The sequence below is a fragment of the Streptomyces sp. NPDC001914 genome (assembly GCF_042891215.1).
Lineage (GTDB): Bacteria > Actinomycetota > Actinomycetes > Streptomycetales > Streptomycetaceae > Streptomyces.
Genome location: NZ_JBIASW010000006.1, coordinates 184,812 through 209,199 on the forward strand (window position 1 = coordinate 184,812; position 24,388 = coordinate 209,199).

Below are 24,388 nucleotides of genomic sequence, written 5' to 3' on the forward strand. Positions count from 1 at the left end.
ATGACCAGCACCACCGAACCCACCGAGCCCCTGTCGGTCGGACAGCTCTCGGCGACCACCCTGCTGCGCTTCGCGACCGCGGGCTCCGTCGACGACGGCAAGTCCACCCTCGTCGGACGGCTGCTGCACGACTCGAAGTCGATCCTGACCGACCAGCTGGAGGCCGTCGAGCACGCCTCCCGCAACCGCGGCCAGGACACCCCCGACCTCGCGCTGCTCACCGACGGCCTGCGCGCCGAACGCGAGCAGGGCATCACCATCGACGTCGCCTACCGCTACTTCGCCACCGCCCGGCGCCGGTTCATCCTCGCCGACACCCCCGGCCACGTGCAGTACACCCGCAACATGGTCACCGGCGCCTCCACCGCCGACCTCGCCGTCGTGCTCGTCGACGCCCGCAACGGCGTCATCGAGCAGACCCGCCGGCACGCCGCCGTCGCGGCCCTGCTGCGCGTGCCGCACGTGGTGCTCGCCGTGAACAAGATGGACCTCGTCGGCTACGAGGAGGCCGTCTTCGCGGCCATCGCCGAGGAGTTCACGGCGTACGCGACGGAGCTGGGCGTCCCCGAGATCACCGCGATCCCGATCTCCGCGCTGGCCGGCGACAACGTCGTCGAGCCCTCCGCGCACATGGACTGGTACGGCGGCCCCACCGTCCTCGAACACCTGGAGACGGTCCCGGTCAGCCACGACCTGGCGCACTGCCACGCGCGGCTGCCCGTGCAGTACGTGATCCGGCCGCAGACCGCCGAGCACCCCGACTACCGGGGCTACGCGGGCCAGATCGCCGCCGGAACCTTCCGCGTCGGCGAGAGCGTCACCGTCCTGCCGTCCGGACGGACGACGACGATCTCCGGCATCGACCTGCTCGGCAAGCCGGTCGACGCGGCATGGACGACCCAGTCGGTGACCGTCCTGCTGGCCGACGACATCGACGTCTCCCGCGGAGACCTGCTCGTGCCGAGCAAGGACGCGCCCCCGACCACCCAGGACGTCGAGGCGACCGTCTGCCACGTCGCCGACGAACCGCTCACCGTCGGCCACCGGGTCCTGCTCAAGCACACCACCCGCACGGTCAAGGCGATCGTCAAGGACATCCCCTCCCGTCTCACCCTGGACGACCTCTCGCTGCACCCGCATCCCGGGCAGCTGGTCGCCAACGACATCGGCCGCGTGAAGATCCGCACCGCCGAACCGCTCCCGGTCGACTCCTACGCCGACTCCCGCCGCACCGGCGCCTTCATCCTGATCGACCCCGCCGACGGGACCACCCTGACCGCGGGCATGGTCGGCGAGTCCTTCGCCGCGCCGCAGCCGGTCAAGGACGAGTCCGACGACGACGGCTGGGACTTCTGACATGAACCCCATCGACATCTACTCCACGTTCGCGAAGGAGGGCGGCCGCGTCGGCAGCGGCGCCCTCGGCAGCGGGCAGGGCGGGGTGGCGCGATGTGCGCGATGACGTACGCGCACTGCCTGCGCGCCCCGTCCCCCCACCGGACGTCCCGGTTACGACGAAGACCTGCCGACCTCCCGGCCACGACCTGAGAAGGCGTGACCGCCGGGCCACCGAGAGGAACACCTCCCGTGTCTGCCATCCGCTCCACGCGCACCAAGCTGCTCGGCCGCGGTATAGCCCTCGTCACCGCTCTGCCCCTCCTCGCCCTCGCCGCGTGCAGCTACGGCTCCGACGCGAAGGACGACAACGCCGCGGCCAAGGTCGCCGCCGGCTCGAAGAAGATCGACGGACTCGACTCCGTGAAGATCGGCTACTTCGGCAACCTGACGCACGCCACCGCGCTGGTCGGCAACCAGAAGGGCATCTTCCAGAAGGAGCTCGGCGCCACCCAGGCGAAGTACCAGATCTTCAACGCCGGCCCCTCCGAGATCGAGGCGCTCAACTCGGGCTCCATCGACATCGGCTGGATCGGCCCGTCGCCGTCCATCAACGGCTTCACCAAGTCCGAGGGCAAGAGCCTCAGGATCATCGGCGGTTCGGCCTCGGGCGGCGTCAAGCTCGTGGTGAACCCCAAGAAGATCAAGTCCCTGAAGGACGTCAAGGGCAAGAAGATCGCGACGCCTCAGCTCGGCAACACGCAGGACGTCGCGTTCCTCAACTGGGCCGCGGAGCAGGGCTGGAAGGTCGACGCCCAGAGCGGCAAGGGTGACGTGTCGGTCGTCCGCACCGACAACAAGATCACCCCGGACGCCTACAAGTCCGGTTCCATCGACGGCGCCTGGGTGCCGGAGCCGACCGCGTCAAAGCTGGTCGCCGAGGGCGGCAAGGTGCTGCTCGACGAGTCGGACCTGTGGCCGGACAAGAAGTTCGTGATCACGAACATCATCGTGTCGCAGAAGTTCCTCAAGGAGCACCCGAAGGTCGTCGAGGCGGTCCTGAAGGGCTCCGTCGAGACCAACAAGTGGATCAACGCCAACCCGGACGACGCCAAGGCCGCCGCGAACAAGCAGCTCGAGGCCGACTCGGGCAAGGCGCTGCCGGCCGACGTCCTCGACCCGGCCTGGAAGTCCATCCAGATCACCAACGACCCGCTGGCCTCCACGCTGAACACCGAGGCGGACCACGCGGTCAAGGCAGGTCTCCTGGAGAAGCCGAACCTGTCCGGCATCTATGACCTGACGCTCCTGAACAAGGTCCTCGCCGCGGCGGGCGAGAGCAAGGTCGACGACGCCGGTCTCGGCGTCAAGTAAGTCCGGATCCCGATGAGTTCCCAGGAGGTGACGACCATGGCAACGACGCTCGCCAAGGCCGCCGACGGCGCCGACACGACGGAGTACGCCGCCCGCATCGAGCACGTCTCGAAGTCCTTCGCCGGACCCGCGGGTCCCCAGCTCGTCCTCGACGACATCACCCTCGATGTCGCGCCGGGCGAGTTCGTCACCCTCCTGGGGGCCTCGGGGTGCGGCAAGTCCACGCTGCTGAACCTGGTCGCGGGGCTGGACAAGCCCTCGGCCGGCACGATCACGACCCACGGGCGTCCCGCTCTGATGTTCCAGGAGCACGCCCTCTTCCCGTGGCTGACCGCGGGCAAGAACATCGAACTCGCCCTGCGGCTCAGGGGAGTTCCGAAGGCCGATCGGCGCGAGCGGGCCGAGGAACTGCTCGGACTCGTCCGGCTGAAGGGCGCGTACGGCAAGCGGGTGCACGAACTGTCCGGCGGCATGCGCCAGCGCGTGGCGCTGGCCCGGGCGCTCGCGCAGGACAGCCAGATCCTGCTGATGGACGAGCCGTTCGCGGCGCTCGACGCCATCACGCGGGACGTGCTGCACGACGAACTCACCCGGATCTGGCGGGAGACGGGACTGTCCGTCCTCTTCGTCACGCACAACGTCCGTGAGGCGGTGCGGCTCGCCCAGCGCGTGGTCCTGCTGTCCTCCCGTCCGGGCCGCGTCGCCCGCGAATGGACCGTGGACATCCCGCAGCCGCGCCGCATCGAGGACGCGCCCGTGGCGGAACTGTCCATCGAGATCACCGAAGAACTGCGTGGGGAGATCCGCCGTCATGGCCAGCACTGAGACGAAGTCCGACGCGGCCGTCAGGGACAACGACGGCCTGGGCGGGCTGGAGGCGGGCCTCGACGCGCTGGAGTCCTCCGTGGCCGGCCACCGTTCCTTCGGCACCACGTTCCGGCAGAAGGTGCTGCCGCCGCTGATCGCGGCCGTGATCGTTCTGGCGGCCTGGCAGGCGCTGATCACCTTCAAGATCGTCGACGACCCGACCAAGCTGCCCTCGCCGTCCGACGTCTGGGGCGAGGTCGAGAACGCCTGGCTCCAGGGCACGCTGCTCGACTACATCTGGACCAGCGTCTCGCGCGGTCTGCTCGGGTTCCTGCTCGCCCTGGTGATCGGGACCCCGCTGGGGCTGCTGGTGGCCCGGGTGAGGTTCGTGCGCGCCGCGATCGGCCCGATCCTGTCGGGCCTGCAGTCCCTGCCCTCGGTGGCCTGGGTGCCGCCGGCCGTGATCTGGCTGGGCCTGAACAACTCGATGATGTACGCGGTGATCCTGCTCGGCGCGGTCCCCTCGATCGCCAACGGACTGGTGTCCGGCGTGGACCAGGTGCCGCCGCTGTTCCTGCGGGCGGGCCGCACGATGGGCGCGACGGGCCTGCGCGGGACCTGGCACATCGTGATGCCGGCCGCGCTGCCCGGCTACCTGGCCGGACTAAAGCAGGGCTGGGCGTTCTCCTGGCGCTCCCTGATGGCCGCGGAGATCATCGCCTCCTCCCCGGACCTCGGCGTGGGCCTCGGCCAGCTGCTGGAGAACGGCCGCAACGCCAGCTCCATGCCGATGGTCTTCCTCGCCATCTTCCTCATCCTGTTCGTCGGCATCGCCATCGACCTCATCGTCTTCAGCCCGGTGGAGCGGTGGGTGCTGCGCAGCCGCGGACTCCTGGTGAAGGGCTGACCCCGTCATGAGCAGGCCCGAGCGTCCCGTCCTCGTCGTCATCGCCCACGGCAGCCGCGATCCGCGGCACGCCGCGACGGTGCACGCCCTGGTGCGAAGGGTGCGCGCACAGCGCCCGGGCCTGCGGGTGGAGACCGGGTTCCTCGACTTCAACGTCCCCTCCGTGCAGGGGGTGCTGAACTCCCTGGCGGCCGAGGGCGTACGCGACGTGGTGGCCCTGCCGCTGCTGCTGACCCGCGCCTTCCACGCCAAGTCCGACATCCCGGCGGTGCTGCGGCAGGCACCCTCGCGGCTGCGGATCCGGCAGGCGGAGGTGCTGGGCCCGTCCCCGCTGCTGACGGCCGCGCTCGAACGACGGCTGTACGAGGCCGGGCTGACGCCCGCCGACAAGTCCCGGACCGCGGTCGTCCTGGCCTCGGCGGGATCCACCGACCCGGAGGCGATCGCGGTGATCGCAGACATCGCGCGGGAGTGGCGGCACACCGGTTGGTGCGCCGTGCGGCCCGCGTTCGCCTCCGCATCCCTTCCCCGCACCGAGGACGCCGTCCGTGAGCTGCGCGCCCTCGGCTGCGAACGCGTCGCCGTCGCGCCGTACGTCCTGGCGCCCGGCTTCCTGCCGGACCGCATCGCCCGGGGCGCCGAAGGGGCGGACGTTCTCGCCGACGTGCTCGGTCCCGCGCCCGAGGTCGCGCGGGTCCTGCTGGAGCGCTACGACGAGGCGCGCACGCCGTCGCTGGCGGCGGTCGGCGCCTGAGGCGCTCCGGGCCTGGCCCGGCCCGGACTCCGGGGTGCCGGTCAGTCGAAGGAGAGCCCGCCGGTCCGGGTCCGCTTGAGCTCGAAGAAGTCCGGGTGGGCGGCGAGGACGCGGAAGCTGTCGAAGAGTTCGGCGGCCTTCTCCCCGCGCGGGACGGCCCGCAGGACGGGACCGAACCACACCGTTCCGTCGACATGGAGGGTGGGGGTTCCCACATAGGCGCCGGTGTCCGTCTCGGTTCCGGCGTCGTGGCTGCGGCGCACCGCCTCGTCGTACGAGGGGTCGTGGGCCGCGTCGGCGAGCGTGGCCGGGAGTCCGAGCTCGGCGAGCGCCTCGGCGGTCACCGCGTCGAAGTCCTTCATGCCGCGCTGGTGGATGCGGGTGCCGAGGGCGGTGTAGAGATCGCGGAGCACCTTCTCGCCGTGCAGCTCGGCCGCGGCCACCGCCACCCGTACCGGACCGATGGACCTGTCCACCAGATCCCGGTACCAGTCGGGCAGTTCGTTGCCGATGTTGTGCAGGTAGAGGCTCATGGCGTGGAAGCGGAGGTCGAGCGGGCGGCTCCGTTCGACCTCCAGGATCCAGCGCGAGGTGATCCAGGCGAAGGGGCAGGCGGGGTCGAACCAGAAGTCGACCCGGGTGGGCGATGTGGTCGTCATACCGTCGAGGCTAGTCACCCGGTGGCATGGAATCCCGGCCCAATCCCGTACGGAAATCTTGGGCCAATTCTCTGACTCAGCCCGTTTCCCGGGCGAACGCGCCGGCCTCGCCGGGGCCGTACGGAGTGCCCTGGTGGAAGTAGAGGAGCCAGTCGTTCCCGAACAGTCGCCACAGCGAACTCCGGTGGGCCCGGCGGCCGTTGTCGTCGGTGTCGAAGGTCAGGTGGACCAGGTCGGAGGCGAGCTGCACCCCCTTGACCCGTGAGGTCGTGGTGCGGCCGCCGTCCTGCGTCCCGGCGGCCAGCAGCGCGACGATCGAGGCACGGTCCCAGATGCGGCCGGACGCGCCGAACTCGTAGAAGTCGGGGTGCAGCAGCGCGGCGACGAGGTCGGCCGAGCGGCGGACCGCCGGGTCGAGCAGGCGCAGTTCGCCCTCGATGGCGGCCTCGACGGCGGGATTGCGCTCAAGCACCGGTCAGCTCCTCCAGTTTGACGACCGTGTTCCAGTTCCGCGTGGTGGCGAGAACGCCCTTGAGCAGTCGGGGCTTCGCCAGGGCCTCCGCCAGCTTGGAGCGGCCGAGGCCGTCGGGTGCGTAGAGGTAGAGGACGCGGTCGCCGAGACGGAACTCCTCGGGGAGGAAGGCCGCGGGCTCGACGGAGGCGAAGCGCTCGGCGTCGACGGAGTGCGAGAAATAAGTGACGTGGAGCTGCTTGGCCTCCAGTTCGGCGGCCGGGAACGGGCAGGCCTCCCTGACGGCCCGCAGATAGGCGTGCTCGCGGACGAGGACGCCGACGCCGAAACCGAAGTGCTTCTCGATGGCCCCGGAGAGTTCCCCGGCGAGGGAGTCCTCGTCCCCGCCGTCGCTGCTGAACACGGCGTTCCCGCTCTGGAGATAGGTGCGGACGTCGCCGTACCCGAGTCCCTCCATCAGGGTGCGCAGCTCGGCCATCGGCACCTTCTTCGCGCCGCCCACGTTGATGCCGCGCAACAGCGCCGCGTACGTCGTCGTCATCCGCACACCATAGGCCGGGCAGCGGGGCCGATCCCTGAGCGGCACCCCCGAGAAGTGCCGTTAGGTGTAGGGGGCTTCCGTCCTCCCCAGTGCGGAGGGACCGGGGTCCGCGGGGAGGAGCGGGAGGTCCGGCGGTTCACCGGTGAGCACGAGGAGAGACGCTTATCGGGCCCATACCTTCGATACGGAAGGTGGCGGCAGGGGGCTGTCACCGTGCACAAGGGGGCAGGCCCGTCATGGGTAACGCAGACACACGGGTGCGCGGCATCGCCGCGCGAGCAGGCGGCTGGAGCGCCCGCCATCGATGGGCGGCCGTCGGAATCTGGGTGCTGTTCGTCGTCCTGGCGATGGGCCTCGGCTCCGCGGCGGGCCGCGTCGACGTCAAGGAGAGCGACCAGCTCAAGGGCGAGACGCACACCGCCGCGAAGATCGTCGAGGACGCCGGGATCGAGGAGCCCGCGAGCGAGACGGTCCTCGTCCAGTCGAGGGACGGCGGTCTCAAGGCCACGGACGGCGAGTTCAAGGCGGCCGTCACCGCGGTCGTCGAAGCCGTCGAGGGGACCGGCAAGGTCACGGACGTGACGTCCCCGTACGACACGAAGACGATCTCGAAGGACGGTCGCAGCGCGCTGGTGCAGTTCGACATGCGCGGCGATTCCGACACCGCGGGCGAGCGGGTGGAGCCCGTCCTGAAGGCCGTCGAGGGGGTGCAGAAGGATCACGGCTCGCTGCGGATCGAGGAGATCGGCGGCGCCAGCATGATGAAGACGTTCGACGACGCCTTCGGGGACGACTTCCAGAAGGCCGAGCTCTCCGCGGTGCCGGTGGCCCTCGGCATTCTGCTGATCGCCTTCGGTGCGCTGGTGGCCGCGCTGCTGCCGGTGGCGCTGGCGGTCACCGCGATCATGGCGACGATGGGCCTGATGGGCGTCGTCAGCCATGTGATGCCGATGAGCGACACCGCCAACTCCGTGATGTTGCTGGTGGGTCTGGCCGTCGGCGTCGACTACTGCCTGTTCTATCTGCGCCGTGAGCGCGAGGAGCGCGCGGCCGGACGGGACGCGCAGACGGCCCTGCGGATCGCCGCCGCCACCAGCGGCCGCGCGATCATCGTCTCCGGCGTCACGGTGTGCGTGGCGATGGCGGGCATGCTCTTCACCGGGCTCGCCGAGTTCGAGGCGATGGGCCTCGCCTCGCTGATGGTCGTGGCGGTCGCCATGGTCGGGTCCGTGACGGTGCTTCCCGCGCTGCTCTCGCTGCTGGGCGAGCGGGTCGAGAAGGGCCGCATCCCGTTCCTGCGCAAGGCCATGGAGCGCCGTGCCGCCCGCACGGGCGGGGAGAGCCGGTTCTGGACCGCCGTCCTGCGCGGAGTGCTCGCCAAGCCCCTCATCTCGGTACTCGTGGCGGCCGGCGTGCTGCTCGCCGTCGCGGCTCCCGCGGTCGGCATGAAGACCCAGAACCTCACGCTGGACCAGGAGTTCGGGAACTCGCTGCCCATCGTGCAGACGTACAACCGCGTCAACGACGCCTTCCCGGGCGGTTCCGAGCCGGCCGAGGTGGTCGTCAGGGCGAAGGACATCAACGCCCCCGAGGTGAGGTCCGCGCTCGCCGACTTCAAGGAGCGGGCGATCAGTTCGGGCGCCTCACGCGGCCCGATCGAGATCAAGCTCCACGACGCGCAGAACATCGCCTACGTATACGTCCCGTTGGTCGGCGGCTCCGACCTGGACAAGGCGGGCGCGAGCCTGGAGAAGCTGCGCGACGAGGTACGGCCGGCCACGCTCGGCAAGATCGACGGCGTCCAGGCACCGATCACCGGACAGGTCGCCGGCTCGCACGACTTCAACGACCAGCTCGGCGGCGCGGTGATCCCGGTCTTCGCCTTCGTCGTGGTCTTCGCCTTCCTGCTGATGCTGCTGTCGTTCCGCTCCCTGACAGTCGCGATCACCTCGATCGTGCTGAACCTCCTGTCGGTAGGCGCGGCCTACGGCATCCTCGTCGCCGTCTTCCAGCACGGCTGGGGCGCGTCCCTGGTGGGCGCGGAGGGTGTGGGCGCCATCATCACCTGGCTGCCGCTGTTCCTCTTCGTCATCCTGTTCGGCCTGTCGATGGACTACCACGTGTTCGTGGTCTCGCGCATCCGCGAGGCGCGCCTGCGGGGCCGTACGACGAAGGACGCGATCCAGCACGGAGTGGTCACCACGGCCGGTGTCGTCACCAGCGCCGCCGTCATCATGGTCGCCGTCTTCGCGATCTTCGGAACGCTGTCCATGCAGTCCATGAAGCAGATGGGTGTGGGCCTGGCGGCCGCGGTGCTCATCGACGCGACGATCATCCGGGGTGTCCTGCTCCCCGCGGTGATGGCGCTGCTCGGCGAGCGCAACTGGTACCTGCCGAAGTGGCTCGACCGGATGCCCGACCTGACCCACGACGAGGCCCCCGAGGCCGTCGCGGCACCGGTGGTGCCCGAGGGCGAGCGGGCCGGGGTCTAGCCTCCCGGCGCCCGGCCGCGGGCCGGTGCCGGAAACGGACTCGCGCGGCGAAGGGCCCGTCGGTCTCCTCCTCCCGGAGGGACCGACGGGCCCTTCGCCGTTCCGGCCTGCGGCAATGGGAGACTGACCGACGGACGGCACGCACCGGGCGCCGTCGCGGGCGAGGGCACGGAGGCGAGCGATGGACGAGGCACGGGCGCGGGACGTACTGGCCGCGGCGAAGGTGCTGCCGGGGCCCACTTCGGACGCCTCGCTCCTCGCCCTCGGCGAGAACGCGGTGTTCGGCGCCGGTGACCTGGTCGTCAAGGTGGGGCGCGACGCCGAACTCCACGAGCGGGCGCGCCGGGAACTGGCGGTCGCCGCGTGGCTCGCCGACTCGGGGGTCCCCGCGGTCCGGGCCGCCGAGCCGGAGGCGCTGCTGGTCGACGGGCACCCCGTGACGGTGTGGCACCGGCTGCCCGACGCCGTCCGCCCCGCCGAGCCGCGCGATCTGGCTCAGCTGCTGCGGGTGGTCCACGCCCTGCCCTCCCCCTCCTTCGCGCTGCCGCCCCGCGAACTCCTCGGCGGGGTGGAGCGCTGGCTGCGGCTGGCCGGCGAGGCGATCGACCCCGCGGACGCGGCGTATCTGCGGGAGCGGCGGGACGGCTTCGCCGCGGCCGCCGCCGCGCTCGTCCCGCACCTTTCGCCGGGCCCGATCCACGGCGACGCGCTGCCCCGCAACGTCCACGTCGGCCCGGACGGCCCGGTCCTCGTCGACCTGGAGACGTTCTCCGCGGATCTGCGGGAGCACGATCTGGTGGTGATGGCCCTGTCCCGCGACCGCTACGGGCTGCCCGCCGATGCCTACGACTCCTTCACCGAGGCGTACGGCTGGGACGTCCGGGCGTGGGAGGGCTGTTCGGTGCTCCGGGGTGCCCGCGAGACCGCGAGCTGCGCCTGGGTCGCCCAGCACGCGCCGGTGAACCCCAAGGCGCTGGCCGAGTTCGAACGCCGGGTGGCGTCCCTGCGGGACGGCGACGAGACGGTGCGCTGGTACCCGTTCTGATCCGGCCTTCCGGGCGGGTCAGACGCGTTCGTCGGCCAGGTCCCGCAGGGGCCAGGTGCCGTCCACCACCGCGTCCGTCTCGCCCTTGCGGCGCAGGAAGGACTGGAAGTCGGCCGCCCAGTTTGCGTACCACTCGATCTGGCGGCGGTGCAGCTCGACCGGGCCGAGGGCCGCGACCTTGGGGTGCCGGCCGGCTATCGCGCAGGCGAGCCGCCCGGCGGCGAGGGCGTCGGCCGAGGCGTCGTGGGCGGAGTCCAGGACCACGCCGTACTCGGTGCAGACCGCTTCCAGGTTGCGCTTGCCCCGGCGGTAGCGGTCCACGGAGCGGTCGATCGTGTACGGGTCGATCACCGGGGCGGGGTCGATGCCGCCGAGCCGCTCGCGCAGCGACGGCAGTCCGTGGCGCCGCAGCTCGGCGGAGAGCAGCGTGAGGTCGAAGGCCGCGTTGTACGCGACGACCGGGACGCCGGTACGCCAGTACCCGACGAGGACGTCCGCGATGGCGTCGGCGACCTCGTCCGCCGGGCGGCCCTCGGCGGTCGCGCGTTCGTTGGTGATCCCGTGGACCGCCACCGCGTCGACCGGGATCTCCACGCCCGGGTCGGCCAGCCATTCGCGGCGGCCCAGCGGCTCACCGTCCTTGACCTCTATCACGGCGCCCGTGACGATGCGCGACGTGCGTGGATCGGTCCCGGTGGTCTCCAGGTCGAAGCCGATCAGCAGCTCCCGGTGCCAGCCCATGGGCGGCCCCCCTTCTTCGTGGTGCTTTCCCCCAGTGGTCCCCACGATCGCATGAGCCACTGACAATCCGGGGACCGCCTTCCACCCGGCCGAAAGGGACGACCGGAAGGAACGGCTGGAAGGAACGGCTGGAAGGAACGGCTGGAAGGAACAGCCGGGAGGAACGGCCTTTCAGGACACGGGCCGCGAATCCACCCAGGCCGCCTCGAACTCCTCACGATAGGTGGGGAAAAGTCCCTCTTCGCCGATCTGGTCCGGTTTGAGCAGCCGGCTTCCGCCGCGCAGCACCAGGACCGGCGCCTCCATGCCCCGGGTCCGGCGCAGATAGGACTGCACCACCGCGATGCCGTCCGAGCCGTCCCCGTCGACGAGGTACGCGGTGAAGCGGGGCGTCTCGTCGTAGACCTGGATCTCGAAGGCGTCCGGGTCGCGCAGCCTGGAGCGCACCCGCCGCATGTGCAGGATGTTCATCTCGACCGACCGGCTCAGCTCGCCGCGCTTGATGCCGAGTTCCCGCTCGCGCCGCTTGACCGCGCTGGACGCGGGGTTCAGGAACAGCAGCCGCGTCCGGCAGCCGGACTCCGCGAGCCGGACCAGCCGGCGCCCGGAGAAGTTCTGCACGAGCAGGTTCAGTCCGATGCCGACCGCGTCGAGCCGGCGGGCCCCGCCGAACAGGTCCTCGGCGGGGAACTGGCGCAGCAGGCGCACCCGGTCGGAGTGCACCCCGACCACGTCCGCGTACCGGTCGCCCACGAGGTCCTCGACGGCGTCCACGGGCAGCCGGCGCGCCGAGGGCACGTCGCTCCCGGCGCCGAGGATCTCCAGGAGTCTCGCCGCGGCCCGCTCGGCCTGGTTCAGGACGGCCTCGGACAGGGCGCGGTTGCGTGAGACGACGTTCCGGGTCACTTCCAGCTCGTCCAGGGCGAGTTCGACGTCCCGGCGTTCGTCGAAGTAGGGCTCGAAGCACGGCCAGTGCTGCACCATCAGCTCACGCAGCTGGGGCAGCGTGAGGAAGCTGAGCACGTTGTCGTCGGCCGGGTCGAGCAAGTACCCCTTGCGGCGGCTGACTTCGCGCACGGCGACGGCGCGCTGCACCCACTCCTGGCCGGCCGGTCCCGCCGCGGCGACGACCCAGTCGTCACCGTGGACGGGCTCGTAGATGGGCCGGAGAACAGCGGCCACGACCGCGCGCAGCCGCTGTTCGACCAGGTTCAGCCAGATGTAGGCGCGCCCGGCCCGTTGGGCGCGCGTACGCACCTCGCGCCAGGCGTCGGCGCCCCAGTCCAGTTCCGGTCCGATGGATCCCATCTCCATCGGCCGTGCCAGGGACACCGCGCCGGGTGGGACATCTGTGGAGTTTCCCTCGTGACCCTCGTCACCAGGAGGCAGCTCCAGCCCTCCCGAGCCCACCCACGCACCGCCTTCCGCTCCCCCGAGCACTCCCCAGGGCCAGGCCCCAATCAACGATCAAGGAAGGGTACTCCGGGAGCGGCGAGCGGTGCAGCCCGATGCACAGGTCGTTGCCCAACTACCTAGGTTCGACATGCCCGTTCTGGTCGGCGAGCTCCGCCGGAGTGAGCGGATTCATAGCGGTGACGTCTCGCGGGGCGATGGAGAATCCCTGCCAGTGGACCGGCATCGGCTGCTGGTCCTCGTCGCGGGCGATGTGGTGGAAGCCCACGTTGACCCAGACCACGGGGTGGGTGAGCGTCTGCCCGTCGATCCACTTGTCGACGGATTTGCCGTGCCCGGCACCGCAGTTGCGCAGGTTGTCGCTCGCGAACTGCTCGCACTTGTTGTACTCGGTGAAGTAGACGTCGTGCTTGGTGAAGGCACGGCCGAGGTACTTGGTGGTCGCGCCCGGGACGAGCTCGTAGGAGCGGGCGTGATTGTCCTTGTTCTTGCCGGAGTTGCTGACGAGGCGCCACCAGCGCATGTTCTTGGCGTCGCCGGCGAGTTCCTTGCCGACCTTGGTGACGGTCGTCTTGTTGCTGGGGGCCTCCTGGCCGGCGGCCGGCGGGCTGACCACCGAGTCGTACTGCTCGACCTTCGCCTTGGACGAGCCGTCCAGGCTGAAGTTGAGCCGCCAGAAGATGTTGTGGCTGTGGCTCGTCGCGTAGTCCTTGGCGCCCTTGCCGAGCGGCCAGCCCCGGCCGTCGCCCGCGTCGTAGTCACCGGGCGAGAGGCTGCCGGTGGCGCCGACGTTCATGTTGAGGGTGCCGTCGTCCTGGAAGCGCCACTCGGTGATGTACTCGTACCAGCCGACCTTGTTGACCGTGTAGATCAGCAGGTCCTTGCCCTGCTTCTGGAAGACCTTGTTCCCGGTGTCGGCCTCCATGCGGTAGGCGTGGCCGCGCGAACGGGTCGTGGTGCACAGGCCCTTGACGTTGGCGTGCGCAGGGTCCCAGGCCTCGGGGACCTTGACCGTCTTGATGGCGCCGCCGGGGCACTCGGCGGGGTCCATGTCGACCAGGCCCTGGCCGAAGCCGGCGCCGGTGAGGTCGCTGTACTCGACCGAGCCGTCGTCGTAGGGGACGTCGATCTGGGCGAGCTTGGCGGTGTCCAGGACCTTGATCGGCGCGGCCTCGCCGGGCGGCTGGTAGGAGATGTCCTCCAGGACGAGGCCGGCCTCGCTCTCGTAGTGCCAGCACATCCGCCAGGTGGTGCCGGTGGCGAGCTTCTGTTCGATCCGGAACGCGGCGCTGCAGTCGGGCGCCGGCGCGGGCGCGGACCTGGGCTGGGCGACGGCCGGTCCCGCGGCCGTCGTCGCGCCGGCGGCCAGGGCGAGCACCGAGAGACCCACGGCCGCCCGGCTGCGGGCACGGCTGTTTCTGTTGACGCGCATGAAGAGATGACTCCTTGCGGAAGACTGTGAAGGTGGGAAGGACAGACGGGCGGCGCTCAGCCGAGCTTGCCGACCTTGCGGGTGCTCAGGTCGATCACCAGATCACGGCTGTCGATCCAGGGCCCGTTCTTGACCTTCGGGAAGAGCCGGACGCACCGGTGCTCGCCGCAGGCGCCGAGGGCGGCCGGCCGGACACCGGGGGTCGCGCGGTAGACCATGCTGTTGAGCATGAGCTGGTCGGGCGAGGTGAGTTCCTTGCCCGTCGCGTCCTTGAAGTCGGCCTTCAGGCCGGCGCCGAGCGGATCGGCGATCAGCAGCCCGGCGGCCTCGGTCATCTCGTCACGGCTGATCGGCGGCTGCACACCGTGCTGGACGCCCGTCTCCACGACCTTCCCGGTGTCGAGGTCGACGGTCTTGGTGACGAGCGTGTCGTCCTTGTAGTCGTAGAACGTGAGGTCGGCCCGGCGCGGCGCGTCCGGGTTGTCGAGATCGGCGGTCTCCGGCGCGGCGAGGTCCACCCCGATGCGCTGCGGTCCGCGTTCTCCCTCGACGTTCTCGCTGGAGTTGAAGAGCTGCCGGTTCACCGCGATCCGCTCGGCGCGCCGCATCTCGTCGTCGGTGAGCGGGTCGCGGCCCTTGCCCTTCTCGCCCTCGTCCGGCGCCCGCTCGACGACACCGGGCCGCACGGCGCCGCTCTGTCCGCCCTGTCCGTCCTGTGCCGCCTGCTGCGCGGACCCGCCGGCCTGAAGGCCGCCGCCGGATTCCTCGGCCCCCGCCGACCCCGGAAGGGTGACACCGATCATCACGGCCGTCCCGGCCACCGCGATGGCCGCACCCGCCACCACCTTGCCCAGATGGCGGTGCACTATCTTGCGCACATTTCCCCCTACTCCCCCTACATCCCCAGGAGTCGTTTGAGTCCCACTGGTTCGGCATACGAGATATGCCTGGTCGCGGGGTAAGAGGGATGTAAGGCATGTGAGGTTCCATCACTTTCGGGAAGACTCGGATCGGACTCGCCCCCAGGGGCACGGAACTACTGGAAGAGTCGTATCCATGCAGGTCTGGCCTGGCGAGGCGTATCCCCTCGGTGCCACGTACGACGGCGCCGGTACCAATTTCGCGGTCTTCTCGGAGGCCGCCGACCGTATTGAGCTGTGTCTTCTGCACGACGACGGCTCGGAGACGGCCGTCGAACTGCGGGAGACCGACGCGTTCGTGCGCCACGCGTACCTGCCCGGGGTCATGCCCGGGCAGCGGTACGGCTTCCGGGTGCACGGGCGGTACGCGCCCGAGCGCGGGCAGCGCGCCAACTCCGCGAAACTGCTGCTCGACCCGTACGCGCGTGCGATCGCGGGCGCCGTGGACTGGGGCGAGGAGGTGTACGGCTATCCCTTCGGGTCACCCGACAAGCGCAACGACCTCGACTCGGCGCCGCACACGATGTCGTCGGTCGTGGTCAACCCGTACTTCGACTGGGGCGACGACCGGCGCCCCCGGACGGAGTACCACCACACGGTGATCTACGAGGCCCATGTGAAGGGCCTCACGATGCTGCATCCGGCGCTCCCGGACGAGCTGCGCGGCACGTACGCGGCCCTCGCCCATCCGGCGATCATCGAACACCTGACGGAACTGGGCGTCACGGCGCTGGAACTGATGCCCGTGCACCAGTTCGTCAACGACCACCGGCTGGCCGACATGGGCCTTGGCAACTACTGGGGCTACAACACGATCGGCTTCTTCGCCCCGCACAACGCGTACGCCTCCTGGGGCGACCGGGGCCAGCAGGTGCTGGAGTTCAAGTCGGCCGTCCGGGCGCTGCACGAGGCCGGCATCGAGGTCATCCTGGACGTGGTCTACAACCACACGGCCGAGGGCAACCACCTGGGCCCGACGCTCTCCTTCAGGGGCCTCGACAACGCCTCGTACTACCGTCTGGCGGACGATCCCCGCTACTACATGGACACCACCGGCACGGGCAACTCCCTGCTCATGCGCTCGCCCCACGTGCTGCAACTGATCATGGACTCGCTGCGCTACTGGGTCACCGACATGCACGTGGACGGCTTCCGCTTCGACCTCGCGGCCACACTGGCCCGCCAGTTCCACGAGGTGGACCGGCTGTCGTCGTTCTTCGACCTCGTCCAGCAGGACCCGGTGGTCTCCCAGGTGAAGCTGATCGCCGAGCCCTGGGACGTCGGCGAGGGCGGCTATCAGGTGGGCAACTTCCCGCCCCTGTGGACGGAGTGGAACGGCAAGTACCGCGACACCGTACGGGACCTGTGGCGCGGTGAGCCGCGCACGCTGGCCGAGTTCGCGTCCCGGCTGACCGGCTCGTCCGACCTGTACCAGGACGACGGGCGCCGTCCGCTGGCCTCCATCAACTTCGTGACCTGCCACGACGGCTTCACCCTGAACGACCTCGTGTCGTACAACAACAAGCACAACCAGGCCAACGGCGAGGACAACCGGGACGGCGAGAGCCACAACCGCTCCTGGAACTGCGGCGTCGAGGGCGAGACGGACGACCCGGACGTGCTGGCGCTGCGGGCCCGGCAGCGGCGCAACTTCATCGCCACCCTGATGCTCTCCCAGGGCGTGCCGATGCTCAGCCACGGCGACGAGTTCGCGCGCTCCCAGGGCGGCAACAACAACGCGTACTGCCAGGACAGCGAGCTGGCCTGGGTGCCGTGGCCGGAGGAGGACTGCGAGCTGCTGGCCTTCACGCGCGCGATGGTGTGGCTGCGCCGGGACCATCCCGTCTTCCGGCGGCGGCGCTTCTTCCACGGCCGGCCCGTCCAGGGCACCCACGACGAGCTCTCCGACATCGCGTGGTTCACCCCGGAGGGCCAGGAGATGACCCAGCGCGACTGGGGTTCCGCGCAGGCCCGGGCCCTGTCCGTGTTCCTCAACGGCAACGCGATCTCCGAGCCGGGCTCGCGCGGGCAGCGCATCGCCGACGACTCCTTCCTGTTGATGTTCAACGCCTCCCCCAAGCCGCTGGAATTCACCGTCCCCGCCGACCACGGACGCCAGTGGCAGGTCGTCGTCGACACCTCCCTGCCGGAGGGAGTGGCCCCGGGCACGGGCGCGAAGGTCACGGCCGGAGACCGGCTGACCCTGGTCGACCGGAGCATGACGGTGCTTCAGCGGCCCGCCTAGGGACGCCCCCTTCCGCGGGAGCACGCGCGCGTGGACCGGCTTCCGGGAACACGCGCGCGTGGCCGTCGGCTGGGGTCCGTGCGTGCCCTTCTGCGGGCGCCGGTGACAGAAGTGCGGCCGGACGGGTACGTAGATTCGCATGACACCTGAGCGCCCCGAACCGGCGATCGCGCACTCGGTCGTCCCCCGTCCCGTCCTCCCCGTCGTGCCGACCGCCACCTACCGGCTCCAGCTCCAGCCGGAGTTCCCCTTCCGCCGCGCCGAGGCGGCCGTCCCCCATCTGGCCTCGCTCGGCGTCTCCCACCTGCACCTGTCCCCCGTCCTGGAGGCCGTCCCCGGCTCGACGCACGGCTACGACGTGGTGGACCACGCGCGCGTACGGGCCGAACTCGGCGGTGAGGAGGGGCTGCGCTCGCTGGCGCGTACCGCGCGGGAGCACGGCCTCGGGCTGGTCGTGGACATCGTGCCGAACCACATGGCGATGGCCCCGCGCCACAACCACGCCCTGTGGGAGGTCCTGCGCGAGGGCCCCGCGTCGCCCTACGCCCGCTGGTTCGACATCGACTGGGACGCCCAGGACGGCCGGCTGCTGCTGCCCGTGCTCGGGGACCGCCTCGGCGCCGAGATCGGCCAGCTCAAGGTCGACGGCGACATACTGCGCTACTACGACCACGTGTTCCCGCTGCGCGAGGGCACCGCGGGACTGCCGATGCCCCGGCTCCTGGATGCCCAGTGGTACCGGCCCGCGTGGTGGCGGCTGGCCCGCACCGAGCTCAACTACCGGCGCTTCTTCAGCATCTCGGAGCTCATCGGGGTGCGCGTCGAGGACCCCGAGGTGTTCGCGGCGACCCACGCGAAGATCCTGGAGCTCGTCGCCGACGGGGTGATCGACGGTCTGCGCGTCGACCACCCGGACGGGCTGGCGGACCCGGACGCCTATCTGCGCCGCCTGCACGAGGCGACCGGCGGCCGCTGGACGGTGGTCGAGAAGATCCTCGCGGACGGCGAGACGCTTCCGCCCGCGTGGCCCGTGGCCGGCACCACCGGCTACGACGCGCTGCGGCACGTCGACGGGCTGTTCACGGACGAGGCGGGCGCGAGCCGGCTCCTCGGCCGCTACCGGCGCTTCGCGGGCCCGCAGGCCGACCGGGGCGGCCACTGGGAGAGCACCGTGCGCCGGGCGGCGTACAAGGTGATCACGCACGAACTGGCCGCGGAGGTCGAGCGCCTCACCCGGGAGGTGAGCGCGCTGTGCGCCGCCTCCCCCGACCCCGCCGCCCGCGACCACGCGCCCTGGGCCCTGGGCACCGCGCTGCGGGAGCTCCTGGTCCGGCTCGAGGTGTACCGGCCCTACCCGTCCACGGACGCCTCCCTGGTGATCACCGCGGGGGCCGCCGCCGAGGCCAGGTCGGCGTTCCGGGTGCCCGAGGAGGCGCACGCCGTGGACGTCGTACGGGATCTGCTGCTCGGCGACGGCGACGCGCCCGGGGAGGCCGCCTTCCGGGCCCGGTTCGCGCAGACCTCGTCGGCGCTGCGGGCCAAGTCGGTGGAGGACACGGCGTTCTACCGCTACGTTCCGCTGCTGTCGGCGAACGAGGTGGGCGGCGACCCGGGCCGCCCCGCGGTGTCCCCGGACGACTTCCACGCCTACTGCGCGCGCGTGCAGCGCGACTGGCCCGCCACCGGGACCGTCCTGTCGACCCACGACACGAAACGCAGCGCGGACGTGCGCGCCGCGGTCGCGGTCCTCACCCAGTGTCCGGGGGCCTGGTCGGAGGTCCTGGCGCAGGTGACCGAGGAGGGGCCGTGCAGCCCCGACCCGCAGGTGGCGTGGGCCGCGTGGCAGACCGTGTTCGGGCTCGGCCCGGCCACTGGCGAGGACGGGGCCCGGATCCACGCCGAGCGGGTCCGGGGCGCCCTGCTGAAGCACATCAGGGAGGCCGGGACGCGCACCGCCTGGACCGAGCGCGATCCCGCGTACGAGGACGCGGTGACGGCGTTCGTCACCGACGGGCCGTGCGGGCCCCCTGGACGGCACGTGGCCGCCCTGCGGGCCTCGCTGGGCCCGCATGTGCGGGCGAACGTCCTGGGGGCCGCCCTGGTCCATCTGACGATGCCCGGGGTGCCGGACGTGTACCAGGGCACCGAGGACGAGTACCTGGCGCTGGTGGACCCGGACAACCGGGAGGCGTTCGCGCCCCGCGACCCGTCCGCGGAGAAACCGGCGCTCACGGCCGCGGCCCTGCGGCTTCGCGCCCGGCGCCCCGACGTCTTCGGCGACGCGGCGACGTACGCGCCGCTGCCCGCCGAGGGTCCGGCGGCCGAGCACTGCGTGGCGTTCGTGCGGTCGGGAGAGGTGATCACCGCCGTCACCCGGCTGTCGCTGGGGCTCGCCGAGGCCGGCGGCTGGCGGGACACCCATCTCGCACTCCCCGCGGGACGGTGGGCCGATGTGCTCCCCTCCGGCTCCGCGGAACGGGAGTTCACGGGGCACGTACGCGTGGCGGACCTCTTCGGGCAGGCACCCGTGGCCCTGCTGGAACGCGTCAGCGCGGACACACCGGAAGGGTCCGCGGAGAACGGCTGACCAGGCCCTCGGCGCGCGGCCGGGGCCCGGGGGCCCGGCGCAGGCCCGGCAGCACGGCCAACAGGGCGCGCAGCCCCGCCTCCGCCGTCAGCCGGGCCAGCGGGGCGCCGAGGCAGTGGTGCGGCCCCGCGCCGTACGCGAGGTCGCCCGGGTCGGCACGGAAGACGTCGTAGCGGTCCGGGTCGGCGAACCGTGCCGGGTCGCGGCCCGCGGCGCCGAGCAGACACGCCACGGTGGCGCCCTCGGGTATCGGGCCGATCGGTTCGAGCGCCCGGCGGGGCACGATCTGCAGCGGCGGGTCGCGGCGCAGCGACTCGGTCCAGGCGGCGCCCGCCAGCCCGGGGCGGGCGCGGATCAGGTCGAGCTGTCCCGGGTGGTCGAGCAGGTTGGCGAGGAACGAGGCGAGGGCGCGCGCGGTCGTCCCGCCGGCGGCGCCCAGCACGGTCACGGCGAGCTCGGTCACCGTCTCGTCCGGCAGCGGCCGCCCGCCGGGGCGGGCCGCGCACAGCGCGGAGAGCAGATCGTCACCGGGGCGGGCGCGGCGGCGGTCCAGGTGGGGGCGCAGGTAGGCGTCGATTCCGGGGCGGTGGCCGCCAAGGTGGTCGAGTCCCGTGCGGCACCAGGCGTGCACGCGCGCGGTGTCCTCGTAGGGCAGTCCGAGCGCGGTGACGGCGGCGGCGACGGGCAGCCACTGGCAGAACTCGGCGACGAGGTCGGCCTCCTGGCGGCCGGCCAGCCGGCTGGCGAGGACGTGGGCGGTGCGCTCGACGCCCGCCCGGAGAGAGGCCGGCATCCGGTCGCCCAGCGCCGCGGAGACGGCGGCCCGGTGCGCGCCGGGCGGGCCGCCCTCCCCGTGAGCCGCCACGGGACCGGGTGCGGCGAGCCGCGGGTCCGCGAGGGCGGCGCGCACGTCGGCGTACCGGCTGATCAGCCAGGCGCCGAAGGGCTCGTCGTGGACCAGGGGGAAGTCTCCGCGCAGCGCGCGGTAGAGCGGGTGCGGGTCCCGCTCGGTCCCCGGGTCGAGCAGGCTCGCGGGGGCGGCGACGCGCGCGGACGGCCCGTACGGCGGGGTGTACGGGCCGCGGGGCCCGTCCGGCGAAGGACGGCAGGGGGCCGGGCGGGACGGGACCGTGGTGGACGCGATCACCGGCACCCGGGCGGGGGCCGGTGGGCCCGCGGGGGTCGCGGTCGGGGCGCCTTCGCCGGGAAGGCCGTGTGGACACAGCACCGCGGGCCACCACCTCGGGTCTGCGCGCCGGACCCGCGCGCGGTTGTTCCGAGTCGACCACCGCCCGCCCGGGACCGCAGGTTCCGTACACCCGGACGAGTGAATCGTGTACGTCGAACCGAGTCGTCCGCCGGTGGCACGCGCGTACGCCGGTCGCCCTCCCCCGCGCGCCCGTCCCCGGGCGGCCGCCCCGGTTCTCCGCAGGCCTGCGGGACGCGGTCCGCCCCGGCCGGGGATGACCGCGCACCTTCCGCTGCCCGTTGCCAGCGGAAAATGCCACCCGGGTTCCCCCGTGGCCGCGCGGAGGCGTCCTTGACAGTTCTCCGAGACCGTGGAGTACTGCCAAAAGCGACGCAGGGCGGACAAGTCGGGGGTGAGTCACCTGCCGGAGCTGCGCTACCCCAGTGTGACCGAAATCGTGTCGTCCGCCCGCGCGCTGACGGCCCACCGGCCCGACCTGTGCGTCCTCAGACAAGTGGGCACCTCCCGCGCGGGCAGGCCCCTCCACCTGCTGTCCGTCGGCCGTGCCCGGCACGCGGTGCTCGTCGTGGCGGGGGCCCACGCCAATGAACCCACGGGCGGTTCGACCCTGCTGTCGCTGGCCGAACGTGTGCTGTACCGGCGGGAGTTGCGGCGGGACACCTCCTGGCACTTCCTGCTCTGCGCGGACCCGGACGGGGCGAGTCTCCACGTGACCCCCGCGCCCCGGACCCTCCTCGACTACCACCTGGGCTTCTTCCGTCCGGCCGGACCCGAGCAGCCCGAGTGGTCGCCCTCCGTCCTGCCGCCCGACCGGCTGCCGCCGGAGACGCGGGCGCTGATCCGGGTCATCGACGAGGTGCGGCCCTACCTCCAGGTGACGCTGCACGGCACCGATCTGGGCGGCAGCTGGGTGCAGTTGACCAAGGACATCCCGGGCCTCGCGGAGCCGTTCGCCAAGTCGGCGGCGGAGCTGCGCATCCCGGTGGAGACGGCCGCCTCGGACGCGGCGGGCTGGCCCGCCTCCGGTCCGGGGGTGCACGTGATGCCGGCGCCCGGCTCGGACACGGCGTACCCGAGCATGCCGGACGACGCCCGGCACAGCACCTGGTACCACGCCCACCGCTATGGCGGTCTGACGGCGGTCGTGGAGGTGCCGATGTGGGCCGGCGACATGGTGGACGACCCGGCGCCGCACCCCGCGCCCGCGGCGGCGATGCGGCGCCTGGCCCACCGGCTGGTGACGGACGCGGAGCAGGTGGAGGCGGTGCTCGGGCGGGCCCTGCCCCGGCTGCGGGGACCCGACGGCCCCCTGCTGCGGGCCGCGAAGTGGGCGCTGGAACTGGTGCCGGGGCTCGCCGCGGACTGGTCGCAGCCGCTCCCCGCGGACACGACGATGGCGTACGTGGGCAGTGTGGACGCGTTCGGGCGGCGGATCCCGCTGCGGGCCGCGGCGATGCTGCTGCGCGTCCTCCGGGAGGCCGGCGATCACGAGGCCCCCCACCTCGAAGGGCTGGTGGCCGGCTGGAGCGACGCGTTCGCCGAACGTTTCCGCGCGCGCTGGGTGCCGCTGGAGAACCAGGTCGAGCACCAGGCCCGTACGGTGCTGGCGGCCGCCCGCCACGCACGCGAGGGCGCCGCCTGACTCAGACCGGCAGGTCGAACACCGCGCCCGTCTCGGCCCCCATCACACAGGAGTTGGAGAACGCGTGCCGGTAGTCGACCCGGCGGCCCTCCCACACTCCCTGCGCGGACGCCGTCACCGGCGCGTAGAGCATCGGGCACAGGGAACCGGCCCGGCGCGGGATGCGGCCGATGTCGCCCCCGGCCGCGCGGAGTTGGCGGCAGGCCCGGGCCGCGTGGGCGTGGCCCTGGGGCGGGTCGCAGAGGAGCAGGACGCCGCGGGTGTCGCTGGAGCGGGCGTCGCCGCGCGTGACGGCGAGGCGGAGCCAGTTGCCGGGCAGGCCGTGCCCCGGGGTCGCGTGGGCCGCGGGGGCCGCGCCCGCGAGGAGGAGCGCGAGCGGGACCAGCAGGCCGGCGCGGATCGCTCGAAGGGTTGTCGTCATTCCCGGTGCATCGGCACGGTGGCCTGCGCGGTCCAGCCGGAGTCACCCGAACGGGAACGCGCGCCGACGGGACGCCCGGCGAGCTCGAACGCGGCGAGCACGACACGCGCCTGGTACTCGACCTGGCGCGCGACCGGGATCCAGTGCGCTCCGCAGCCGTCGCGGTAGTCGGCGCACCACGCGTCGATCAGCCGGTCGAGCTCCGGCAGCGCCCCGCCCGGGTCCTGCCCGGAGGCGGTGACCGACTGGTGCAGGAGCCCGGCCGTGCGCAGCGCGACCCGGCGCCCGGCCAGCCGCAGGGCGGTCAGCCGGGCGGTGTCGAGCGAGGGCAGGGCGCGCCCCCCGGCGTCGGGCACGTCGGGGTCCCAGGAGTCGGCGAGTCCGGGGCCGACCAGTAAATAGTCGTCGACGGGCGCGAGCAGACGGGGAGCGTCGGGGCAGCCGCCGAGGCCGGGCCGCACCCGGGCCAGGATGCCCTCCAGGACCTCGGTGTCGTGCCGCAGTGTGCGGCTGACGGAGCGGAGCACCGCGTCGGGATCGGCGGGGCGGGTCCGGTCCTCCACGGCCCCGACGCCCCACATGGGTGCCTCGACGATCGCGGTGACCGTGCCGTGCGGCTGGGGGTGGAACCAGGTGGAGTCGACCGCGGCCTCCGTGATGGCGGCGGCCAGGTCTCCCCGGCGCGGCGGCGGGACGCGGTAGACGGCGGGGCCCAGGGCCGGCCAGTACAGGGTGTCGTACGGGCACAGTTCGCGCGGGATGCCGAGGCGGGCCGCGCTGTGCGCGACGCGCTGGGCGAGTCCGGGCAGGTCGCGGGTGAGTTCGACGAAGGCGCCGCCGACGTCGACGCCGTGCAGGGAGCACTGGAGGAACGGCCTGAGCTCGTCCTGGAGGGCGAGCAGGACGCGGGTCTCCGGCAGGGCGGCGCCGTCCGGGCCGTCGGGCAGCCACTCGGGCTGTTCGAGGAAGCCGGGCCGGAAGAAGTGCCTGAAGTAATGGCCGAGCGTGTAAGGCCCCCGGAGCCAGGCCTCGTTGCGGCGGGAGCCGTCGGGGTCGAGACAGAGCAGCAGGTTCCAGGTGGCGTCCGCGCCCTCGGTGAGGCGGGGGTCGGCGAGGGCCCGTTCGGCCAGTCTGAGGACGGTCGCGCCGCCGACGGGTTCGTTGGCGTGCGGTCCGGCGACGACGAGGACCTGGCGGCTGCCGTGCCCCACGGACAGGAGCAGCATCGGTGCGCCGGCCCGGGAGGTTCCCACGCGGCGCAGCCGGGCGCCGTCGGGGCGCCGGGCGACGAGCGTCGCGGCGCGGACGCCGAGTTCGTCGACGGTGGGGTAGCGGCGGAGTGGCGGCAGAGCACACCTCCACTTGTAGGTGCCGTCGTTTCACCAGATGTA

Annotated in this window: 20 protein-coding genes; 10 read left to right on the plus strand and 10 right to left on the minus strand. The window is 72.2% G+C overall.

Going from position 1 to position 24,388, the window contains the following annotated elements; genetic code table 11:
* The 5 genes from ACFYYF_RS19060 (at nucleotide 1) to ACFYYF_RS19080 (ending at nucleotide 5,177) form a co-directional block, all read left to right on the plus strand.
* Nucleotides 1-1,356 (plus strand): sulfate adenylyltransferase subunit 1, encoded by a 1,356-nt coding sequence (locus ACFYYF_RS19060; RefSeq protein WP_388777100.1) that lies wholly within the window; start codon nucleotides 1-3, stop codon nucleotides 1,354-1,356.
* A gap of 231 nt (nucleotides 1,357-1,587) precedes the next feature.
* Nucleotides 1,588-2,709: an aliphatic sulfonate ABC transporter substrate-binding protein gene (locus ACFYYF_RS19065; protein WP_388777102.1), complete on the plus strand. Its 1,122-nt coding sequence runs from the start codon at nucleotides 1,588-1,590 to the stop codon at nucleotides 2,707-2,709.
* A gap of 36 nt (nucleotides 2,710-2,745) precedes the next feature.
* Nucleotides 2,746-3,534 carry an ABC transporter ATP-binding protein gene (locus ACFYYF_RS19070; protein WP_388777105.1) on the plus strand — a complete coding sequence of 263 codons (789 nt, stop codon included), beginning with the start codon at nucleotides 2,746-2,748 and terminating at the stop codon, nucleotides 3,532-3,534.
* Nucleotides 3,521-4,423 carry an ABC transporter permease gene (locus ACFYYF_RS19075; RefSeq protein WP_361682134.1) on the plus strand — a complete coding sequence of 301 codons (903 nt, stop codon included), beginning with the start codon at nucleotides 3,521-3,523 and terminating at the stop codon, nucleotides 4,421-4,423. The genes ACFYYF_RS19070 and ACFYYF_RS19075 overlap by 14 nt, the downstream gene beginning before the upstream one ends.
* Nucleotides 4,424-4,430: 7 nt before the next feature.
* On the plus strand, nucleotides 4,431-5,177 hold the full coding sequence (locus ACFYYF_RS19080) for a sirohydrochlorin chelatase (protein ID WP_388777108.1): 747 nt from the start codon (nucleotides 4,431-4,433) through the stop codon (nucleotides 5,175-5,177).
* A gap of 41 nt (nucleotides 5,178-5,218) precedes the next feature.
* Here ACFYYF_RS19080 and ACFYYF_RS19085 read toward each other — a convergent pair whose 3' ends face one another.
* The 3 genes from ACFYYF_RS19085 to ACFYYF_RS19095 all read right to left on the minus strand — a co-directional run bounded on the left by ACFYYF_RS19085 (nucleotide 5,219) and on the right by ACFYYF_RS19095 (nucleotide 6,849).
* Nucleotides 5,219-5,836, minus strand: a complete 618-nt coding sequence (locus ACFYYF_RS19085; protein ID WP_388777111.1) for a DsbA family protein — start codon at nucleotides 5,834-5,836, stop codon at nucleotides 5,219-5,221.
* Between the two features lie 76 nt (nucleotides 5,837-5,912).
* Nucleotides 5,913-6,308 carry a DUF4440 domain-containing protein gene (locus ACFYYF_RS19090; RefSeq protein ID WP_388777113.1) on the minus strand — a complete coding sequence of 132 codons (396 nt, stop codon included), beginning with the start codon at nucleotides 6,306-6,308 and terminating at the stop codon, nucleotides 5,913-5,915.
* Nucleotides 6,301-6,849 (minus strand): DUF1697 domain-containing protein, encoded by a 549-nt coding sequence (locus ACFYYF_RS19095; protein ID WP_388777116.1) that lies wholly within the window; start codon nucleotides 6,847-6,849, stop codon nucleotides 6,301-6,303. Before ACFYYF_RS19095 ends, ACFYYF_RS19090 begins: the two co-directional genes overlap by 8 nt.
* A 236-nt stretch (nucleotides 6,850-7,085) precedes the next feature.
* On the opposite strand from ACFYYF_RS19095, the gene ACFYYF_RS19100 reads away from it, so the two are divergent.
* Nucleotides 7,086-9,341 carry an MMPL family transporter gene (locus ACFYYF_RS19100; protein WP_388777118.1) on the plus strand — a complete coding sequence of 752 codons (2,256 nt, stop codon included), beginning with the start codon at nucleotides 7,086-7,088 and terminating at the stop codon, nucleotides 9,339-9,341.
* Nucleotides 9,342-9,522: 181 nt separating this feature from the next.
* Nucleotides 9,523-10,386 carry a phosphotransferase enzyme family protein gene (locus tag ACFYYF_RS19105; RefSeq protein WP_388777120.1) on the plus strand — a complete coding sequence of 288 codons (864 nt, stop codon included), beginning with the start codon at nucleotides 9,523-9,525 and terminating at the stop codon, nucleotides 10,384-10,386.
* Nucleotides 10,387-10,404: 18 nt separating this feature from the next.
* On the opposite strand, the gene ACFYYF_RS19110 is transcribed toward ACFYYF_RS19105, so the two are convergent.
* The 4 genes from ACFYYF_RS19110 to ACFYYF_RS19125 form a co-directional block, all read right to left on the minus strand.
* Nucleotides 10,405-11,127 carry a 3'-5' exonuclease gene (locus tag ACFYYF_RS19110; protein WP_388777123.1) on the minus strand — a complete coding sequence of 241 codons (723 nt, stop codon included), beginning with the start codon at nucleotides 11,125-11,127 and terminating at the stop codon, nucleotides 10,405-10,407.
* Between the two features lie 171 nt (nucleotides 11,128-11,298).
* Nucleotides 11,299-12,537 (minus strand): SAV2148 family HEPN domain-containing protein, encoded by a 1,239-nt coding sequence (locus ACFYYF_RS19115; protein WP_388777126.1) that lies wholly within the window; start codon nucleotides 12,535-12,537, stop codon nucleotides 11,299-11,301.
* Nucleotides 12,538-12,655: 118 nt separating this feature from the next.
* Nucleotides 12,656-13,972, minus strand: a complete 1,317-nt coding sequence (locus tag ACFYYF_RS19120; RefSeq protein WP_361682103.1) for a copper amine oxidase — start codon at nucleotides 13,970-13,972, stop codon at nucleotides 12,656-12,658.
* Nucleotides 13,973-14,028: 56 nt separating this feature from the next.
* Complete coding sequence (locus ACFYYF_RS19125; protein ID WP_388777129.1) at nucleotides 14,029-14,850, minus strand: Tat pathway signal sequence domain protein; 822 nt, start codon at nucleotides 14,848-14,850, stop codon at nucleotides 14,029-14,031.
* 178 nt (nucleotides 14,851-15,028) lie between these two features.
* Between ACFYYF_RS19125 and glgX the strand changes: the two genes are divergently transcribed.
* Together glgX and treY are read left to right on the plus strand one after the other, a co-directional pair.
* Nucleotides 15,029-17,137 carry a glycogen debranching protein GlgX gene (gene glgX / locus ACFYYF_RS19130; protein ID WP_388777131.1) on the plus strand — a complete coding sequence of 703 codons (2,109 nt, stop codon included), beginning with the start codon at nucleotides 15,029-15,031 and terminating at the stop codon, nucleotides 17,135-17,137.
* A 139-nt stretch (nucleotides 17,138-17,276) separates the two neighbouring features.
* Nucleotides 17,277-19,724: a malto-oligosyltrehalose synthase gene (gene treY / locus ACFYYF_RS19135; RefSeq protein ID WP_388777134.1), complete on the plus strand. Its 2,448-nt coding sequence runs from the start codon at nucleotides 17,277-17,279 to the stop codon at nucleotides 19,722-19,724.
* On the opposite strand, the gene ACFYYF_RS19140 is transcribed toward treY, so the two are convergent.
* Nucleotides 19,684-20,952, minus strand: a complete 1,269-nt coding sequence (locus ACFYYF_RS19140) for a cytochrome P450 (protein WP_388777136.1) — start codon at nucleotides 20,950-20,952, stop codon at nucleotides 19,684-19,686. The genes treY and ACFYYF_RS19140 overlap by 41 nt on opposite strands.
* Before the next feature lie 373 nt (nucleotides 20,953-21,325).
* On the opposite strand from ACFYYF_RS19140, the gene ACFYYF_RS19145 reads away from it, so the two are divergent.
* On the plus strand, nucleotides 21,326-22,576 hold the full coding sequence (locus ACFYYF_RS19145) for a M14 family zinc carboxypeptidase (RefSeq protein ID WP_388777139.1): 1,251 nt from the start codon (nucleotides 21,326-21,328) through the stop codon (nucleotides 22,574-22,576).
* Nucleotide 22,577: 1 nt separating this feature from the next.
* Here the strand turns inward: ACFYYF_RS19145 and ACFYYF_RS19150 are convergent, their stop codons facing one another.
* Nucleotides 22,578-22,997, minus strand: coding sequence for a subtilase-type protease inhibitor (locus tag ACFYYF_RS19150; protein WP_388777141.1), 420 nt, complete (start codon nucleotides 22,995-22,997; stop codon nucleotides 22,578-22,580).
* The gene (locus ACFYYF_RS19155; protein WP_388777585.1) at nucleotides 22,994-24,346 is read right to left on the minus strand and encodes a M14 family zinc carboxypeptidase; all 1,353 of its coding nucleotides are present in this window, start codon (nucleotides 24,344-24,346) and stop codon (nucleotides 22,994-22,996) included. Before ACFYYF_RS19155 ends, ACFYYF_RS19150 begins: the two co-directional genes overlap by 4 nt.
* Between the last annotated feature and the right edge of the window lie 42 nt (nucleotides 24,347-24,388).